Origin of the sequence: Streptomyces sp. NPDC102360 (genome assembly GCF_044766085.1) — a bacterium.
GTDB lineage: Bacteria > Actinomycetota > Actinomycetes > Streptomycetales > Streptomycetaceae > Streptomyces.
Genome location: NZ_JBIWLG010000001.1, coordinates 191668 through 209916, shown reverse-complemented (window position 1 = coordinate 209916; position 18249 = coordinate 191668). Strand labels below are relative to the sequence as shown.

General features: G+C 70.1%; 16 protein-coding genes. 6 read left to right on the top strand and 10 right to left on the bottom strand.

Annotated elements, in window-relative coordinates; all coding sequences use genetic code 11:
* The first annotated feature begins 11 nt into the window (after positions 1-11).
* Positions 12-248 carry a hypothetical protein gene (locus ACIRHA_RS00980; RefSeq protein WP_403838430.1) on the top strand — a complete coding sequence of 79 codons (237 nt, stop codon included), beginning with the start codon at positions 12-14 and terminating at the stop codon, positions 246-248.
* A 70-nt stretch (positions 249-318) separates the two neighbouring features.
* On the opposite strand, the gene ACIRHA_RS00975 is transcribed toward ACIRHA_RS00980, so the two are convergent.
* Positions 319-1113, bottom strand: a complete 795-nt coding sequence (locus ACIRHA_RS00975) for an FHA domain-containing protein (protein ID WP_403838429.1) — start codon at positions 1111-1113, stop codon at positions 319-321.
* Between the two features lie 359 nt (positions 1114-1472).
* Here ACIRHA_RS00975 and ACIRHA_RS00970 point away from each other — a divergent pair, with 359 nt between their 5' ends.
* A complete protein-coding gene (locus tag ACIRHA_RS00970; protein ID WP_403838427.1) occupies positions 1473-3089 on the top strand; it encodes a serine/threonine protein kinase in 1617 nt (538 codons plus the stop codon).
* A 231-nt stretch (positions 3090-3320) separates the two neighbouring features.
* Here the strand turns inward: ACIRHA_RS00970 and ACIRHA_RS00965 are convergent, their stop codons facing one another.
* From ACIRHA_RS00965 to ACIRHA_RS00950, 4 genes are all read right to left on the bottom strand, one after another.
* The gene (locus ACIRHA_RS00965) at positions 3321-4781 is read right to left on the bottom strand and encodes a serine hydrolase domain-containing protein (protein ID WP_403838425.1); all 1461 of its coding nucleotides are present in this window, start codon (positions 4779-4781) and stop codon (positions 3321-3323) included.
* An 86-nt stretch (positions 4782-4867) separates the two neighbouring features.
* A complete protein-coding gene (locus tag ACIRHA_RS00960) occupies positions 4868-6094 on the bottom strand; it encodes a serine hydrolase domain-containing protein (RefSeq protein WP_403838423.1) in 1227 nt (408 codons plus the stop codon).
* Between the two features lie 133 nt (positions 6095-6227).
* Positions 6228-7106 (bottom strand): NmrA/HSCARG family protein, encoded by an 879-nt coding sequence (locus tag ACIRHA_RS00955; protein WP_403838421.1) that lies wholly within the window; start codon positions 7104-7106, stop codon positions 6228-6230.
* 114 nt (positions 7107-7220) lie between these two features.
* Positions 7221-7895 (bottom strand): DUF4097 family beta strand repeat-containing protein, encoded by a 675-nt coding sequence (locus ACIRHA_RS00950; RefSeq protein ID WP_403838419.1) that lies wholly within the window; start codon positions 7893-7895, stop codon positions 7221-7223.
* A 146-nt stretch (positions 7896-8041) separates the two neighbouring features.
* Between ACIRHA_RS00950 and ACIRHA_RS00945 the strand changes: the two genes are divergently transcribed.
* Together ACIRHA_RS00945 and ACIRHA_RS00940 are read left to right on the top strand one after the other, a co-directional pair.
* Positions 8042-10873: a BTAD domain-containing putative transcriptional regulator gene (locus ACIRHA_RS00945; RefSeq protein WP_403838417.1), complete on the top strand. Its 2832-nt coding sequence runs from the start codon at positions 8042-8044 to the stop codon at positions 10871-10873.
* 180 nt (positions 10874-11053) lie between these two features.
* Positions 11054-12475, top strand: a complete 1422-nt coding sequence (locus ACIRHA_RS00940; RefSeq protein WP_403838415.1) for an ATP-binding protein — start codon at positions 11054-11056, stop codon at positions 12473-12475.
* Positions 12476-12778: 303 nt separating this feature from the next.
* On the opposite strand, the gene ACIRHA_RS00935 is transcribed toward ACIRHA_RS00940, so the two are convergent.
* Genes ACIRHA_RS00935 through ACIRHA_RS00915 form a run of 5 tightly spaced genes read right to left on the bottom strand, consistent with a single transcriptional unit; the run spans position 12779 to position 16402 of the window.
* Complete coding sequence (locus ACIRHA_RS00935) at positions 12779-12985, bottom strand: Rieske (2Fe-2S) protein (RefSeq protein ID WP_403838413.1); 207 nt, start codon at positions 12983-12985, stop codon at positions 12779-12781.
* A 50-nt stretch (positions 12986-13035) separates the two neighbouring features.
* Positions 13036-13884: an iron-containing redox enzyme family protein gene (locus ACIRHA_RS00930; protein ID WP_403838411.1), complete on the bottom strand. Its 849-nt coding sequence runs from the start codon at positions 13882-13884 to the stop codon at positions 13036-13038.
* A 32-nt stretch (positions 13885-13916) separates the two neighbouring features.
* Positions 13917-14753 carry a dihydrodipicolinate synthase family protein gene (locus tag ACIRHA_RS00925; RefSeq protein ID WP_403838409.1) on the bottom strand — a complete coding sequence of 279 codons (837 nt, stop codon included), beginning with the start codon at positions 14751-14753 and terminating at the stop codon, positions 13917-13919.
* Positions 14740-15258, bottom strand: coding sequence for a DUF6190 family protein (locus ACIRHA_RS00920; RefSeq protein ID WP_403838407.1), 519 nt, complete (start codon positions 15256-15258; stop codon positions 14740-14742). Before ACIRHA_RS00920 ends, ACIRHA_RS00925 begins: the two co-directional genes overlap by 14 nt.
* A complete protein-coding gene (locus ACIRHA_RS00915; RefSeq protein WP_403838405.1) occupies positions 15248-16402 on the bottom strand; it encodes a pyridoxal phosphate-dependent aminotransferase in 1155 nt (384 codons plus the stop codon). Before ACIRHA_RS00915 ends, ACIRHA_RS00920 begins: the two co-directional genes overlap by 11 nt.
* A gap of 259 nt (positions 16403-16661) precedes the next feature.
* Between ACIRHA_RS00915 and ACIRHA_RS00910 the strand changes: the two genes are divergently transcribed.
* Positions 16662-17330, top strand: coding sequence for a GntR family transcriptional regulator (locus ACIRHA_RS00910; RefSeq protein WP_403838403.1), 669 nt, complete (start codon positions 16662-16664; stop codon positions 17328-17330).
* The gene (locus ACIRHA_RS00905; RefSeq protein ID WP_403838401.1) at positions 17330-18094 is read left to right on the top strand and encodes a DsbA family protein; all 765 of its coding nucleotides are present in this window, start codon (positions 17330-17332) and stop codon (positions 18092-18094) included. Before ACIRHA_RS00910 ends, ACIRHA_RS00905 begins: the two co-directional genes overlap by 1 nt.
* Positions 18095-18249: the final 155 nt, after the last annotated feature.

Here is an 18249-nt window from a genome sequence, read left to right as displayed (position 1 = left end):
AAAGGCAGCACATGCCCACGGAACCCACTCACGGAGACATCACCACGGGGGACGTCTCCGGCACCTTCGTCGTAGGTGACAACAACAACGTGACGCATACGACGCATCAGGCCGAGCCACCGCAGCCGGAGGCTCAGCAGCGGAGCACGGCGCAGGATCGGGCGGCCGTCTTCGCACAGCAGCACGGCACGATGCATGTCACGTACCACGCCGCGGCCGAGCCCGAGCCGGCTGAGCCGGAGGACTGAGAAACGCCGTGTGCCCCGGCCGCCAGTCGGCCGGGGCACAGGGTGTGCACACCACTCGGTCCTTCTGCGCTCAGTCCTCGCCGGCCAGCAACTCCAGGTCCTGCGCACTCAGCGTCGCCGTCTTCAGCAGTTCCCTGATCAGGTTGACGCTGAGCGTCGAGCCGACCGGCTCGCCGACCTCGTCGCGCAGCAGTCCGCGCACACCACGGCGGTGCAGCCGTTCGCGCACGTCCTCGACCGTGTTCGCCACCGACTTGTGGGTCCAGGACTTGGTCGCGTACGGGGAGGCATTGGCGAGCCGGGCCGTGTCCTCCCAGGCCAGCGGGAGCGGGAAGGCGTCGTGGCCCGCGAGGTAGCGCCGGGCGAGCGCGGTGAGCACCAGCCGTTCCTGCGGGGCGAGTTCGTAGACCGTCTCGGGATCCACGGTCTCCGCACCGCTCGCGGAGCGCGGGTTGCCGTCGTCCTCGTCCACGACGCGCACCTCCACCAGATGGGAGCGCCGCTTGGACGAGTTGATCACCAGTGGGGTGTATCCGGCTTCGACGAGCCGCTTGTGGCCGGTGAGTATCAGCACGCCGTCGGGCAGTTCGATGGGCAGATTCCCGGTGTTGACCAGCCACCAGTCACTGTCGGCGGCCGTGCAGGTGAACACGCCGTGGCGGCGGCTGACGGTCGGGTCGTCGATACCGACCGGCACGTGCACGTCATCGCGGTCCCGGCCGAACAGCAGCGTGTACCGGCGCGGCGGCACGGCGTACCCGCCCTCCGGCCCCAGTACGAAGATCGTCCCCGGCGGGGCCGAGGGCACCCGGTCCGCGGGGCTGCCCGGTGGCAGCATCTGGGGCGGGAAGTTTCCGTACGCCATGTCACATACCTCCGGCTCGGCTCGCGTCAGTGTATGAGCGCGCCGTGAGGACCGGTCCTCCCGCACATGTGCACGAAGGGGAAAGGTGCGTTTGCCGCCAACTCCTGTTGCCTTGCCCCGACTTGATCGATAGCCTGCCTGCCGTGAGCGCTAGGGCCTGTCCGGCGGATCGTGGCGCATGCGGGTGGCCGCGAATGAGTCGGTGCCGGCGAGCGGGGTCTGGTGCGTCGAGATGCAAGGCGGAGGATTGAGGCATCGCGGAGCGATGGTGATTGACGACAACGCCGCAGATCGGCGTGCCAGACCCCGCGACTGCGCCATGATCCGCCGGACAGGCCCTAGCGGTCGGGGACCTGTTGATGACGGATAGCACGATCGCCGAACCGCTCGGCGCGGACGATCCGCAGGAGATCGGCAGCTTCCACATCATTGGTCTGCTCGGTGTCGGCGGCATGGGCGAGGTCTATCTCGGGGCCTCCGACAAGGGCTACGCCGCGGTCAAGCGCGTCCGGCCGCGGTTGGTCGCAGGCGAGCGCTTCGAACGCGAGGTCGGCTTCCTCTACCGGGTACCGGCCGGGGTGTCCCCGCGGGTACTGGCGAGCGACGGCACCGCGGAGCGGCCCTGGTTCGCCACCGAATACGTGCCCGGACTCACCGTGGACGAGGCGGTCCGGCTGCGCGGCCCGCTGCCCGCGGAGGCGTTGTGGCTGCTGCTGGCCGAGGTGGCCACCGGCCTGTCGGCCGTGCACGCCTTGGAGATCGCGCACCGTGACATCAAGCCGGGCAACGTCATGCTGGTGCGGGACGGCGTGAAGCTGATCGACTTCGGCATCGCCCGCGCGGCGGACCAGGCGAGACTGACCAAGAGCGGCGGCAGTTACGGCACGCAGGGATTCTCGGCGCCGGAACAGCAGGCAGGGGACGAGAACGTGGGCGCGCCCACGGACGTCTACTCGCTCGGGGCGCTCGCACTCTACGCGGCTTCGGGCCGAACGCCGGGGGTCGTTCCGGACGTCGAGCCGCTGCGCGCCGTGGACGCCGATCTCGCCGCCGTCATCGAGTCCTGTCTGGCGACTGCCCCAGGGGGCCGCCCCACCGCCGACGAGGTGGCGGAGGCGGCCCGCGCACACCTGCCCGCTCCGCCTCCCTCCTGGCCCTCCGAGGTCATGTCACGCATCGCCGCGCGACGTGCCTTCGCCGCGACTCCGGTCAGCAAACTGGAGACCGTACCGCCGCCGGACCTGGCCGCGGATCCGACGCCCGGGACCGCGCCCCCGCCCACAGCGTCACCGCGCCGTCCACGCACGCGCCGGCTCCTGCTCCCGGCCGGCGCGGTGGTCGCCCTCGGCGCCGTCGCGGCGTTCGTACTCATGCCGTCCGATTCCCGGCACGACGGCGCCGCCCATGGGCCCACCCAGGAGACCGTGGCAGGGACGACGCGGACGGCCTCCGCGAACCCGAGCCGTTCGGCCTCGCACACCGCGAAGTCCGGGAAACCGACCCCTGCCGCCCCGGCCGGCACACCCACCACCGCCCCGCCGAGCGCGTCCGGCTCGCGCTTACCCTCCCGCCCCACCGGAACCACCAAGTCCTCAGCACCGGCCGCCCCCCGCGTCACCTCGTCGTCGATCAGTGGCATCAACGGCAGCGACGACCCGGCACAGGTCGAGGGCTCCGAGGCGGACACCTCCTGGGTCGGCAACAACGCCACCTGCTCCGCCTGGCTGCGCGACAACGGCTCCGGCAGTCTCTCGGGCGTGCTCAACACCTCCATGAGCCAGAGCTGCGGCGCCGCACTGCACCGTAGCGACGGCCTCGCGTACACCTTCCACGCCGACTGGGGCGCCGAGAAGACAAGCGCCGTCTCCAACGTCGGCCACACGATGTGGATCTGCGTCTGGAACGCGAGCAACCGCTCCGACGAGCAGTGCTCCGCCCACTTCGCCATGAACGGCACGACCCCGGTCAAGGAGTAGGGGGCCTACGGTCGGCGTCCTGATCACCCGAGAAACGACAGCCGCACTTGCCGCCGCGGGTTGTCCCGGTTGGTGTCCGCGAAACTCCGTTAAGACAACCCTCAGCCTGCGAAGACACTGCCTGTGCCGTCAAGGGGGCCGTCAGCCTAGGGGCGGGCAGGCCGCTCGCACCGGCGAGCGCAACAGCACCTGCAGCAACTCGAGCAGCTCGACCCTCGCCGACCGTCGTCGTTACTCCACGTCCGGCCGGGTCATCAGCGGCGACCGCAGATGCAGCGTCAGATCGGGGCGGGTCATGGGCGGGGTGCTCCAGGCCGCCGTCGCCGTCCCCGCGACAGGGTCGACAGTCAGCCGGACCCGGTGCGGGGTGGTGATGACGTAGAGATCGGCGACGAACGTACCGTCCTCCTGCCAGGCGCCGGCCGACACGACCGGGCGGCCGAGCGGGGCGCTCTCGCGCCAGACTCCGTGGCCGACCTCGACGTCGAGGAGCGGCTCGAACCGCACGAGCCAGCCGCCGCCGGTGGGTTCGACAACCACCTTCGTCCCGTTGGGCAGGGCCGCGCCCTCGGCGGACGCGTCGAGCTTCACGACGGCCCAGCGCCCGGGGCCGTCCGAACCCTCGACCATCGGCAGCGACAGCCCGCGCAGCCGTTCGGCGAGCGCCTCGTCGTCCTCGGCGGTGTCGGGGTGGCCCAGGCCGGGCAGCAGGCACTCCCACAGGGCCTCGTACGCGTGCTGAGCCTCGCCCTCGGCGGTCACGGCGACGACGAGGTCGTGCTCGGGAACCACGATGCACTGCTGGCCGTAGGAGCCCTGGCCGCCGTACCCGTGACGGGCCATCCAGAACTGGTAGCCGTAGCCGAAGGCGAAGTCGTCCTGGTTCGTTCCGCCCAGAACCCACTCGCTGTCGATGTGCTTTCTGGTCGCCGACTCCACCCACTCGCGTGGCACGAGCTGCTGATCGCCCCAGCGGCCGCCGTCCAGCAGGAGTTGGCCGAAGGCGGCCACGGCCTCGGTGGTGAGGTGCAGTCCGTGGAAGCCGAAGGCCGCGCCGCTGGACACCCGGTCCCACTCGGCATGGTCGATGCCCATCGGGTGAAACAGGCGTTCGTCGAGGTACTCCGGCAGGCCGCGGCCGGTGACCCGCTCCACCATCCGGGCCAGGAGGAAGGTCGTCGCGTTGTCGTAGGTGTGCCGCGTCCCCTCGGGAAACGTGAACGGCATCCGCAAGAAGCCCTTCACCAGGTCGCCCGGTTCCCGCTCCCAGGCTCCCTCAAGGCTGTCCTCGGGGATGCCCACGGTCATGGACAGCAGGTGGTGGACGGTGATCCGACGGCCCTGTTCCGAGACGTCGGCCGGGACGTGCTCCGGCAGCAGGTCCACGACTCGGTCGTCCAGCGCCAGCAGCCCGTCGGCAACCGCGAGTCCCACGGCCATCGACGTGAACGACTTGGTCAGCGAGTAGAGGAGGTGCGGGCGTTCGGCCGTGTAGGGCTCCCACCAGCCCTCCGCGATGACATGGCCTCGGTGCACGATCATGAGGGAGTCACGCCGGCCCCACGACGCCTCGAGACGGTCGAGCAGGGCGGAGATCGCCCGAGAGGACACGCCCGAGACGGTCGGCGCCAACCGCGGGAGCAGAGCGGGTTCCGGACCGGCGGACTCGGCGCCCCCGACGTGATCGGCCATGGTGGTGTTCCTCCGGTTCCGTACGGGCTGGTGACGGTGGACCAGGCGCGGCCGGCGCTCTCTCCTGGCTGGTCCTGGCTGTGGGTTCAGTCGTCGATTGCCTGGTAGAGGGTGGTCCAGAAGTCCTGGACGAGTCGTGCGGGATCCGGCACGGACAGTCCTACCTGGGTGAACAGGACTCCGGTGAGCTGGTTGACCGGGTCGGCGAAGGCCGCTGTGCCTGCGCCGCCGTCCCAGCCGAACTGGCCGACGGGCGCGTAGTCACCACGGTAGGTCCGCACCGCCATCCCGAATCCCCAGCCGCCGTGCTGCCCCTGCCCGAACGAGATGTGGACGCTGTTACGGGCCAGGGCATTGCGGGCGGCGTTCTGCTCAGCGGTGAGGCTGTTGGTGGTCATCAACTCGACCGCGGGCCGGGACAGGACGCGTTCGCTGCCGTGCTTGCCGTGGCCGAGCAGCATCCGGAAGTAGGCGAGGGTGTCGTCGACGGTGGAGACCAGCCCACCGGCGCCGCTCTGGAACGCCGGCGGCTTGCTGTACGCCCCGCCCACCGCCTCGTCCCAGACCGTGAACTCGCCGGTCTGCGCGTCGGGGACGTAGGCGGGAGGCAACCGGTCGATCTTGCCGGCGGGCACGTGGAACCCGGTGTCCTTCATCCCTAGCGGGTCGAGGACGCGTTCGCGCAGGAATGTCTCGAACGACCGGCCCGTGACCCTGGACACCAGCACGGCGAGGACGTCGTTGCTGATCTGGTACTGCCACTGCGCTCCGGGCTGGTGCATCAGCGGGAGCGCGCCGAGGCGTCGCATGAACTCGTCCGGCTCCGGTGCCGCCGTGCCTTCGGGGGCGAGTCGCTGCTCGAAGACGGCCTGCATGAGCGGGGTATCGATCGACGTCAGATCCATGCCGAGGCCGAAGGTGGAGGTGAGCAGGTCCCGCACGCTGATCGGACGCCGCGCGGGCACGGTGTCCTCCAGCGCGGCGTCGGGCCGCGTCAGGACCTGCCGGTCGGCGAGTTCCGGCAGCCACTGTTCGACCAGGTCGTCCAGGTGTATCCGGCACTCGTCCAGCAGGACCATCGCCGCCGCCGTGGTGATCGGCTTGGACACCGACGCCAGCCGGAACACGGTGTCCCGGCGCATCGGCGCCCCGCCCTCGTGCCGCATCGTGCCGAGCGCCTCAACGTGCGTGTGGCCGCCACGGTCGACCAGCGCGACGAGTCCAGGGATCTTCTTGGACTCGACGTACCCGGCCAGCACGTCGTGCAGCCTGCGCGATCCCGCTTCGGAGAAGCCGCTGTTGCCTTGTCCCATGATGGGTCCTTGCCTTTCTCGATGGGTCGGTCCTGGTCACGCCACTCCAGGCAGGTTCTCGACGGCGCTTCGCGGCGACGAGGGTTCGGGCGGGGTGCGGATCCGGCGCGGGCCCGACGTCGCGCCGGGGCCGTCAGGCGTCCAGTTGTGCCAGCAGCCGGTCCCGGCCCGAGCGCTCCAGCCAGGTGCGGAAGTCCATGAGTCCGGGGTGCACCCCGCGGACGGCGCCGGGGTCGGCCTCGTAGTAGGTCTCGTTCGCCCATGCGTAGACCTTGGCGACCTCGGGGTCGTGCTCCCACAGGACCTCGTGCCGGATGCGGGTGCGCGGAACCGGCCGGCCGGCGGCCGCACTCAGCGCGGCGGCGATCTGCGGCGTGGTCAGCCGGTCACCGGTGATCTCCATGGCCCGGCCGAGGTGGGTGGCCGGGTCCGCGAAGGCCAGCGCGGCCAGGGCGCCGGTGTCCTCGATGGCGATCAGTTGCATGGCGAGGCCGTCGTGCCAGGGCACGGCGAGGGAGCCGTCCTGGAAAAACCTCGCCGGGCTGGTGAAGTCCTCCATGAAGGCGGCGGGGCGCAGGATCGTCGCCGGGATGCCCAGGTCGTGAATGTGCTGCTCGATCCGCCACTTGTTGATGGGGTTCCAGCCGTGCTCCACGTAGTAGCGGTTCTGCGCGATCATCCCGCCGACCGACGAGTAGACCAGGTGCCGCACGCCTGCAGCCTTGGCGGCGTCCGCGACGTTCACCCCCTGGGTGACCTCTCCGGGGCCGGCGGCCTGGACGCTGTAGAGACCGTAGGCGTCGCGTGCCGCCGCGATCAGCGAGGTGGGGTCGCCGAGGTCGCCGGGGACGAGGTCGGCGCCGGCGGCCGCGAGGGCGACGGCGGCCGGGGAGGTGGCGTCCCGGACGAAGGCACGGACCTGCCAGCCGTCAGCGAGCAGGTGGCGGGCGGTGGCGCCGCCCTGGTTCCCAGTGGCTCCGGTAACGAGAACGGTCTTGTCATGGCTGTTCATCGAGGACTCCTGTGTCTGCTGGTCACTGGCTCGGCGCGGGCATGTCGTTCCTGGACCGGGTGTCGTCATGGATGTCGCGGACCGCCACGCGCAGGTGGCCGCCGATCTGCCGCTTCACACGGCATGGGCGGTGATGTCGCCGTAGGAGGTCGTGGCGCGGACGGTCAGCTCGGGGGTGCCGGAGTTCTCCAGCGTGTTGTGAACGCGGCCGTAGCCGGTTCCGGCGTCGAGCACGGCTGAGACGCCGCGCGCGGCGCCGATGGTGATGTCGCCGGACTGCGTGCGGAGTTCGACGGTGCCGCGGGTGACCTCGGTGATGGTCAGATCACCCTTGCCGGTGCTGATCTCGGCGTCGCCGGTCAGACGGCCGACGAGGACGTCCCCGGAGTGGATGGTCAGGCGGGCCCCGCCGGCCTCCTCGATCCGTACGGTACCGAGGGCGCCGTCCAGGACGACCTCGCCCAGCCTCCCCGTGCCACGGAACTCGATGGCTGAGGAGGCGGCTTCGATCCGAGAGCCGGCGGGGATCCGGACAGTGACCTCGACCGCTCCCGAGGCGCCCAGGATCCGGTTGCTCACCGGGGCGACGGCAGTGATCCGCAGGACGTCGTCGGTGAGGTCGACCGTGGTCCGCTCGGACAGCTCCGCATCGCGCTTCCTGGCTGCGTCCGCGGGGCGGACTTCGACCACGGCGTCCGCCCGGTCGGCGGCGATGACCTCTACGTGCCCGGCCTGCACGTCCAGGACGACGTCGATCGGGGCGGGTGCGGGGGCGATGAACCTCTGCATTGTGTTCTCCTGCCACGTGTCGTTCGCGAAGTACGAAGAGCCTTTGCATTGCGGCGTGTTGGGGAGCGAACGCCGCGGAGGGGCAAAGGGAAGACGCTGTCCGCTCGGACACGATGCTGGACGGGGGCGTTGATACATTCGCCCATGTGACCGCTATACGTTTCACACTCCTCGGCCCGGTGGAGGTGAGCGCCGACGGTCGCCCCCTGGGCGGAGCGCCGCGCCACCGCGCCCTGCTCGCCTACCTCCTGCTGAACGCGGGCAGCACCGTGAGCGTGGACCGGCTGATCGAGGCGATGTGGGGGCCGACCCCGCCGGAGACGGCGAAGGCGCAGGTCCAGGCGTCCGTGATGGCGATCCGCCGCCTGCTGCGCACGGCGCACTCGCAGGGGGCCAGCCCGGATGTCCTACAGACCCGCCCCGGCGGCTATGCGGCCGTGACGGAGCCGGACCAGGTGGACGTCCACGAGTTCCGCAGGCACGCGGGCGGCGGCCGCGACGGGATCCGCCGGGCCCTCGCGCTCTGGCGCGGCCGGCCGCTGGCCGATGTGCAGGCCGAGTTCGTGCCCGCCGTGCGGGCCCTGCTGGAGGAGCAGCGCCTGACGGCCGTCGAACGGCTGGCTGAGCTGGAGTTGGAGGCCGGACGACACGCCGCGCTCCTCGACGACCTGGCCGTCGAAGTGGCCGGCCACCCGCTGCGGGAGCGGCTGCGCGGCTGGTACGTCCTGGCACTGCATCGCTCCGGGCGGCAGGCGGAAGCGCTCGCCTCCGCGCGCGACTACCGGACGTTGCTGAAGGAGCAGCAGGGCTTGGACCCCGGGCGGGAGTTCGAGGCGGTCGAGGAGGCCGTGCTGCGGGACGACCGGCGCACGGCCCCCCGCTTCCTGCCGTACGACGTGCCCGACTTCACCGGGCGCCGGGCCGACTTGGAGAAGCTCACCGCCCGCGGCTCCGTCCCCGACGGGAGCGGTGTGGTCACGATCGACGGCATGGCCGGAATCGGGAAGACCACCCTGGCCGTCCACGCGGCCCATCTGCTCGCCGACCGCTTCCCCGACGGCGCACTCTTCGTCGACCTCCAGGCGCACACGGTCGGCCGGACCCGCCTCGAATCCGCGGAGGCACTGGATGCACTACTGCGCCAACTCGGCGTCCCCGCCGAGCGGATACCACCGGGCGCCTTCGAACGGACCGCACTGTGGCGGGCCGAGCTGTCGGGCCTGCGCGTCCTGGTCATCCTGGACAACGCCGCTGACGCACAGCACGTCAGGCCGCTGCTGCCCGGCGGTACGGGGAACCTTGTCCTGATCACCAGCCGGCGCAGGCTGACCGATCTGGACGGCGCCCGTGCGGTCTCCGTCGACGTCCCCTCGGAGCAGGAGGCCGCGGAGCTGTTCGGCGGCATCGTCGGGCCGCGCGCGGGCGAGGAGCCGGACGCCGTCGCGGAAGTGCTGCGGCTGTGCGGACACCTGCCGCTGGCCGTGCGGATCGCCGCGGCGCGGCTGAGCCACCGGCCCCGGTGGACGGTGCGGCACCTCGCGGAGCGGCTGCGCGACGAGGGCCGCCGACTGCCCGAACTGGCCACCGCGGAACGGGGGGTGGCGGCCGCGTTCGCCCTCTCGTGCGAGCAGATGGGGCCCCGCCACCGCCGGACGTTCAGCCTGCTCGGCCTCCACCCCGGGCAGGACTTCGACGCGTACGCGGCCGCCCCACTCTGCGGCCTGACGGTCGCACAGGCCGAGCCGCTGCTGGAGGACCTGCTCGACGTTCACATGCTCATCCAGCAGGAGCCGGGCCGCTACACCTTCCACGACCTGCTGCGCGACCACGCCCGGTCGATGGTCGCGCGGGAGGAGGACGAGGAGTCTTCAGAGGCGGCCCTGGACAGGCTCTACAGCCATTACGCAAGGGCCACGGGCGCGGCCTGCGCACTGGAGGACCTGGACCGGGTCCTCCCGATCCCGCCGCTGCCTGACCCCGAACACGAACCCGTCCCCGCCCCTCAACTCCCGCCCCTGCCCGACCGTGCGGCCGCCGCGGCCTGGCTGGACGTGGAGCTGCCCGTCCTCCTTGCGGTCGGCTCGCACGCGGCCGAACGCGGCCGGCACTCCCACGCCTACTTCCTGTCCGCGGCGCTGCACCCCGCCCTGGAGATCCGCAGCTGCCTCCCCGCCGGTCTCCGCCTCCTCCTCTTGACTCTCGCTGCGGCGCAGCGGGCCGGCGACCTGCGGCGGACCGGCCGGACCCTCGCCTACCTGGCCGCAGTCCACCATTCCCTGGGGGACGTGGTCTGGACGGCCAAGTGCGCCCACGAGGCGATCACCACCGGCCGGGCCGCCGGCGACCCGGAAGCCCAGGCGGCGGCGCATCACATGCTCGGTCACGCGATGGAACGCGATGGCGACCACCCCGGCGCCCTGAGGCACTTCCAGAAGTCGCACGTCCTCTTCGAGTCGGCGGGCAATCGCGCCGGGTCGGGGATGCTCCTGGCCGACCTCGGCGACGGCTACCGGCGCACGGGCAGGTTCGACCTGGCCCACGACCACCTGGAACGGGCCAAACTGATCAACGAGGAGGTCCGCAGCAGGGGCGGCCTGTGGACCACCGAAATGATCCTCGGACGCGTCCACAGCGACGAGGGCGACCACGATGCCGCCCGCCGCGCCCTCGAACGCGCCTGCGCGATCAGCCACGAACTCGGCCCGCACACGGTGGCCGAGACGCTCAACGCCCTGGGCACCGCCGCGCGCGCGGCAGGCGACCACGGCCGGGCCCTCACCGACCACGGCGCCGCCCTGGCCCTGGCCGCAAAGGCTCAGGACCTCTACGAGACCGCCCGGGCCCACCTCGGGCTGGCCCGCTCCCACCGGTCCCTCGGCCGCCCCGCCCCGTCCCGCACCCATGCCGAGGAGGCCCTCCACCTCCTCGAGGGCCTCGGCAACCCCTCCGCCGAGGAGGCCAGGGCGCTACTGGACTGAGCGCGGCACACACGATCCGCGGCGAAACCGGTCACTGGGGCCAGGCCGCCGCCGGCCTGGCCTCACCCCTCCCCATCCACTTTGGGGATTCGTGCGCACTGCGACTCGCAAGACTGCGAGCGAAGATGGTATCTGTAGGGATAGTATCTTCATCGCTACTATCCTTACGGGAGGATTGCCATGCGCCGTTTCATCGGGCGGGACCGTGAGCTGAAGGCGCTCGGCAACGCCCTGCGAAGGGTTGACGATGCCGTCGGATCGGCGAAACCAGGCCAATGCATCCTCGTGCGCGGGCGCAGACGCGTCGGCAAGTCCAGCCTCGTCGAGGAGTTCCTTCGCCGCACCGGGACGCCGCACCTCTTCTTCACCGCCGCCGGCGGCACGTCCGAGGATGAACTGACGGAGCTGCTCGACACCGTCGCAAGATCCACTCTGCCGGAGCGGGGCCTGTTCGCGGAGGAGACCCCCAACCAGTGGAATGCGGCCTTCAGGCTCCTTGCGGAGGTCCTGCCCGACGACAGCCCCAGCGTTGTCGTCATCGACGAGGTCCCCTATCTCATGGACCGGGTCGACGCCTTCGAGGGCATGCTCCAGCGGGCCTGGGACCGCCTGCTCAGCAGGAAGCCAGTACTCCTCCTTCTGGTCGGGTCCGACCTGTCGATGATGGAGGCGTTGAACAGCTACGACCGTCCCTTCCATCAGCGAGGCCGGGAAATGGTCGTCGGGCCGCTGCACCCGGCCGACATCGGCGACATGCTCGACCTGTCGCCGGCGGCCGCCTTCGACGCCTCCCTGGTCACCGGCGGCCTCCCGCTGATCTGCGCGGAATGGCGGGCCGGAGCGGACGTGTGGGAGTTCCTCCGCGACTCACTCGACAACCCGATCTCGGCACTGCTCGTATCCGCCGAGCGCTCGCTGGGCGCGGAGTTTCCACCGCAGGCGATGAGCAGAGAGGTACTGCGGGCCATCGGATCCGGCGAGCGCACCTTCACCAACATCGCGCGCGCCGCCGGCGGCATCGCCCACACCACCCTTACCCGAGCAACTGACGTCCTGACCGAGAAACGCGTGGTAGCAGCCGAGTTGCCCCTCTCCCTGAGGCCGTCGAAGGAACGCCGCTACCGGGTGGCCGATCCCTACCTGAGGTTCTGGCTCACCTTTCTGGATCCGCACATGGCGGAGATCGAGCGGCTGCGGGGAGATCTCACGCTGAGCCGGATCAAGGAACAGTGGACGAGCTGGCGGGGCCGCGCGGTCGAGCCGCTGGTCCGGGACTCCCTCGCGCGTCTCCTGCCGGACGAGGTCCTGCCCGCAGCCCCTGCCATCGGCGGGTACTGGACTCGCAGCAACGACATCGAGATCGACTTGGTGGGAGCGGATCGGCAGCCGATCGCCAAGCAACTGCTCTTCCTCGGCTCGGTGAAGTGGCTGGAGAACTCCACCTTCAACAGCCACGACCTGGCCGCACTGCAGAAGCACCGGGCCGCGATCACCGACGAGCCGGTACCACTCGTGGCGGTCTCTCGGAGTGGAATCAAATGCTCCGGGCTTCAGGCTTCTTACGGCCCCGAGGAACTGCTCAACGCCTGGCGCAGGGCGTGAACCAGCAAGCGGAATCCACTGCACCGTCACTCCAGGCGCCAACCGCCGGTTGGTACGGCCGGACTTGCCATCTACAGTGCAGCCGAGGCGACTCATCCACCGAAGAAGCTCAACCGGACCTTTCGGTTGGGGTTGTCGACGTTCGTTTCCACCAAACTCCGTTAAGACACCGGTCAGCGTAGCCGCGAACTGCGCGCGGCCCGTCCGAACTTCCTTCGGGGCAACGAGGCGCGAGGGCGAAGAGAGGGCGTCTGCGTCTCCGCAGGCCTCCCTTCGCCCTTGCGTGCGGTGCGAGCGGAGCCGCTACTCAGCCACCTCGTCGACCCTGCGGACGCACAGCGCACGACCGCTGGGGCCGCCCTTGGGGTCCCCCGTTTCGAGGCTGTAGCTGGAGTGGTGCAGCGGGCACGTGATGCGCAGCGCTCGAGCATTGACGTATCCGTGCGCGAGGTGGCCTCGCCGGTGCGGGCAGTAGGCCTCCACCTCGTACTGCTTGTCCCCCACGGTCACTCGTAGAGTGTCCTCACTGATCTGCTCGATGCCGACGTCCGGCGAACGCTTCACGGGGCCACCTTCTGCGCCGACAGGATCGCCGCCTCGGTCGCCTCGCCGAGGATCTCGCTCGCCAGCATGAAGCCGGTCCACACCTTGACCGGCTGGAGATCGGCCTCCGCGTCGAACTCCCGGATGGCGTTGTGCAGTTCCCGGGCGTGGAAGTTGTCGATGTGCAAGTGCTCGGTGTAGTAACGGGCGCCCTCCAGGCCTAGCCTCGACGCGGCTTCGGCGAAGCATTTGAAGGCGTACAGGATGCTGCATTCCAGGTAGCACAGACAGCCGAGGAAGTACTCCGGGCGCGGGGCCCGCGTCGCGGCCCAGAAGAACATGTTGACGTAGTCGAACGTCTCGGGGTTCGTGCTGTGCAGGTAGTCCCGTTCATCCTGGGAGAGGCCCAGTTCCCCGGCGAGTTCCCAGTAGATGTTGAAGTGGGCCTGGTCCAGATTGCCGCATCCGAACTCGTCGACGAGGACGCGGAAGATCGCCATCTTGGCCCGTCGCGGCAGGCGCCAGACGATCGGCAGGAAGGACTCGGACTCGGTGAGCCCGTCCACCGCGAACTGCGCCACGACTTCCCGGAACTGGTTGCGGGTGAGGTGCTCGGCGAGGACGCGTTCACACTCGGGCGGATTCGCCTCTTCCTCGGTCAGGCGTTCCTTGATGAGGCGCATCAGGTCGGCTCGCCCGGCCATGAGCGGCGCCGAGGCCTCGATACGGGCCGCACGCCGTGCTATCTGCTCGTCCTCGAGAGCGATGAGTTCGCTCAGTTCATCGGGGGTCGGGATGGACCGGTTGAGGGCGAACAGGCGCGCCCCCGGGTTCAGTTCGCGCGCTGTCTGCGCCGTCACTGTCATGGATGTCTCCTACGGTGCGAGTGCCTGCGGGGTCAGTCGACGGGCCGGTCGGTACTGATGACGCCACGCGCGGCGAGCTCCTTCTTGAGGTGCGCGTACCAGTCGTCCGCGTCGAGCCGGTAGCGCTCGCTGAGGTCGTCGACGGTGCGCTGCCGCTCCGGCGTGGGATCGGCCAGCGCCTCGCGGCAGGCGCCGGGCTCCAGGTTCGCCAGCGAGCCGATGAACCCGGCGGTGCCGGGCACCTTGGTCAAGAGGTGCTCCCAGCCCTGGAACACGGGCACCTCGATCCCGCGGTCGAGGGCCTCGCGGGTGAACTCCTCGTCGTTGCTGGACTCCTTGACCCCGACGACGCTCGGCAGCGCACAGGCTCCGGCCAGGGCGTCGGCGTCCAGGGTCCAGTCCGACACGGCGTTCTCGCAGTAGAGGAAGATCGGCAGGTCGGCGTCGCGTTCAATGGCGCGCACGTGGTCGACGAAGCCGAGGCCGGCGTCCTCCGTGTTCCCGAAGGGCGGGGGCACGACGACGGCGTCCGCGCCGAGCGAGGCCGCGAGCTCGCTGCGGCCGGCGATCAGCGGGGCGTAGCCCAGCTCCGCGCCCGCGAGGACGGGCAGCCCTCGGGCGTACCGCACGGTGTAGCGGACCATGTCCATCCACTGTGCGAGCGACAGTTTCCAGCCCTCGCCCGAGCTCAGGGCCGGCATGAACCCGGCCACGTTTCCGTGCAGGCTCTCCAGGAGCCGGGCGACGCTGTCCTCGTCCACCTTGCCGTTCTCGTCGACGGGCGTGACGAGCGGGACGACGACGCCGCGCAGGGAGCGCAGCCGGGCCAGGTTCTCGGCCCGCGTGGGCGGTGTCTCAGACTCGGGCATGATCGAGCTCCAGGCGGTGGGAGGTGCGGTAGAGGGCGGCGAGCGGCTGCGGGAACGCCGTCACGCGCTGGGTGCCGGGGGCGACCACGGGCATCCCGTGCCCGGCCAGGGCCAGCAACCGGGGGTTCACGGTGACCAGTTGGCTGCCGGAGTTGACGACGGTGGCCAGGAGCAGCCGTTCCCTCAGCGAGAGGCCCGCGGAGCCCGGCACGTCGAGGGAGGTCTTCCACGCGTCCTCGGCGTACGGGGTCCGCTTGACCGGCATGGTGCTGTGGAGGACGTCCATGAAGGGGTAGTAGGCGTCCTGGGTCGCACGGGGCAGAGCCCAGACGACGTCGTCGCAGCGGCCGACCTCCTCGTACGTCATCCACACGCGGTCGCGCAGGTGTGTCGCGAAGAACGAGGCGCAGGCCCGGCGGACGTCCTGGTCGACGGCGTGCATCCCCATGAACAGGGAGGCGTCGACGTACGCCTCGGCAGCCGAGTCGGTAGAGTCAGCCGGCAAGGGAGTCCACCGCCTCGCGCAGCGTCACCACGGCGTCCCTGAACTCCTGGGGGTCGCGGGCCAGCGCCATGCGCACGAAGCGCTCGCCGTCCTGCGGCGTGTTCCAGAAGAAGTAGGTGCCCGGCAGCACGTACACCTCGTGCCGGGACAGCTCGCGCTGCAGGTCGCTCGCCGTCACGCTCTCGTCGGTGATCCGGAACCAGGCCACGCTGACGTTGACCCCAGGCTCGATGTGTTCGAGCAGGCTGCCCTGGAGTGCCTTCTGTGCGGTCTCGCGGTTGGCCGTGATGACGGTGCGCACCGACTCCATGTTGTCGGCAATGGAGTCCTCGACGTAACGGGTCAGGAAGTTGAGGATGAACGGCGAGACGTCGAGGAGGACACTGGTGTGGATGTTGTAGACCTCCTCGTGGAGGTCGGGGCTGCAGGTGAGCAGGGCGCATTTGGCGTCCTGGAGCGGCCAGGTCTTTCCGGTGTCCTCCAGCGCGATGTAGCGGACGCCGGACTCGTCGAGCAGCTTGTAGAGGTCGAAGCGGCCGAAGCGCGGGTCGGCGAGGGCGAAGGCGGCGAAGCAGAGGTCGACGACGAAGAGCTTGTCGTGGTCGACGCAGTAACGCACGACCTCCTCGAAGCCCTTGCGGCCGTGCTGGAGGAGCGTGAACCCGGTCGGGTTGTTCGGGTCGACGAGGAACAGCGCGTCGGTCTTCACGTGCCGTACGAGCTCGTCGTAGATGCGGTCGGCGTCGTGCAGGACGTTCTCGGGAACCGGCGCGGGGTGGACCCCGACGTTCTTCAGGACGTCGGGGAGGTTGTCGAAGCAGGGCTCGATCAGCGAGATGGATATGTCGTTCCTGCTGAGGTACATGCCGGCGACGAGTGTGGAGATGGAGGCCGCGTACGACAGCATCGTCGTCTCCGCGCGGACGCTGTCCTGGCCGTGGAGGCGGAAGAACGCCTCCTTGAATTTGTTCTCCAGGTCGATCTGACGTGATCGCTCCGCCTCGTACCAGAGCTCCGGGAGATCGGCGACGATGTCGCGCTGGCTTCCGGACTGCTCCTGGTGCGTGTGGGCGTCCGCGAGGTTGTGCCGCGTCTGCAGGGCCAGGATCTCGTGCTGCGTGAGGTCAAGCAGGTGCTCGGTCATGGTGCTCCCTGGGCAGGGCCGCTCGGGCCGACGCGAAGGCCTTGGTCGAAGGCGTCGCGGAAGGCACGCGGCCAGGGTGAGTTGAATGACTGAAGCGCCTCGTGGCGCGAAGAGAAATCGACCGATCGCGAGTCCGGGCCCACACCCGGCACGTACGCGCGGCAATGAAGAAGTGCCGGCAGACGCGGTTCGTCGTGTCGAGTACGGTAGCCGATGATCGATCATTGCTCAAATGTCTTTGGAACAAGGAGCGTTGAATTTGTCCGTCTCACTACCGACCGGACCACCGGGGCGCGACTCCCCGCTCGCCCGGGTCCCCCTGCACGAGCAGGTGCGCCGGTTCATCCTCGAAGGCCTGGTCGCGGGCCGTTGGGAGCCCGGGGAACGCATCGTCGAGCGCCGCGTGGCGCAGGAGTTGGGCGTCAGCCAGGCGCCGGTGCGCGAGGCGCTGCGCGAGCTGGAGACGATGGAGCTGGTCACCTCCTCGCCGAACAAGGGGGTTCGGGTCCGCGAGCTCACCCTGGACCAGCTCCGGGACGTCTATCTGGTCCGCGCCTCGCTGGAGCGCCGGGCCGTCATGCTCGCGGCGCCCCGGCTGGCGCGGAACGTCGCCGCGCTGGAGCGGCATCTGCTCGCGATGCGACGCGCGGCCGCCGGCGCCGACGCCGACCAGCAGGCGCTGCACGGCGTGGCCTTCCACCGCGCCATCGTGCACGCCTGCGGGAATCCCGTCCTGATCCGGCACTGGGACTGGCTGGGCGTGGAGGCATGGACCCGGCTGTCGCTGCGCTGGCTGCGCACGGAGCTGCACGACAACGCCGAGGACCACGAGGAGCTCGTCGAGGGCCTGCGCCGCGGCGACACCGGCCTGGGACGCCTGATGGAACTTCATGTCATGGGGTACGCCAACCAGTTGAGGAGCACCTGATGTCCGAGCAGCACACCGGCCGAGTTCCCGCCCGGGACGCGGCCCGTCTCGCCGATCCCCGTACGACTACGGCAGCCGGCACCCTGACCGTCTTCTCGGACATCTGGTGCTCGTTCGCCCACGTCGGCGTACACCGCCTGCACAGCACCCGCGAGCGGCTCGGCCTGACGGACCGCGTCCGGATCGACCACCGGGCCTTCCCCCTGGAGCTGTTCAACGACGGGCCGAGTCCGCGCCGCGGGACCGACTCCGAGGTCGGCGGAATCGCCCGCATCGAGCCGGACGCCGGCTGGCAGATGTGGCGGTCGGCGGACTGGAGGTTCCCCTCGACCTCGCTCTTCGCCCTGGAGGCGGTGCAGTTGGCGAAGGAGCAGGGGCCGGTCGCCTCCGAGGACCTCGACCTGACGATCCGGCGCGCGTTCTGGGCGCACAGCCGCCCGATCGGGGCCCGCTCCGAGATCATCGCGCTCGCCCGGGAGACCCCCGGGGTGGACGCGGAGCTCATCGCTCAGGGCCTGGACGACGGCCGGGCCCGCCGACTCGTGACGCTCGACTTCGAGTGCGCGCGCCGGCATGCCGTCCGTTGCAGCCCGCATGTCTTTCTGTCGGACGGTTCGGACTGGGCCAATCCGGGCGTCGAGGCCACTTGGCACGGCGCGTACGGGACGGGATTCCCGGAGGTCACGGACGACGACCCGGGCGCGTGGGAGTCGATTCTGCGGACCGCCGCCGAGTCGGCCGAAGAGGCCCCTTCTCTCGCCTAAAACTGATCGATCATTGAAAATTACTCGTCAGTAGTCGTTGACCCTGCGATCTGACGGCACATAGATTCCTCTATGAGAAATCGATCTTCCGCATACTGGAATACGTGAGAGATTCGTTGGCACCAGTCGGCCGGCTCCACCCACAGGGCCGGCCG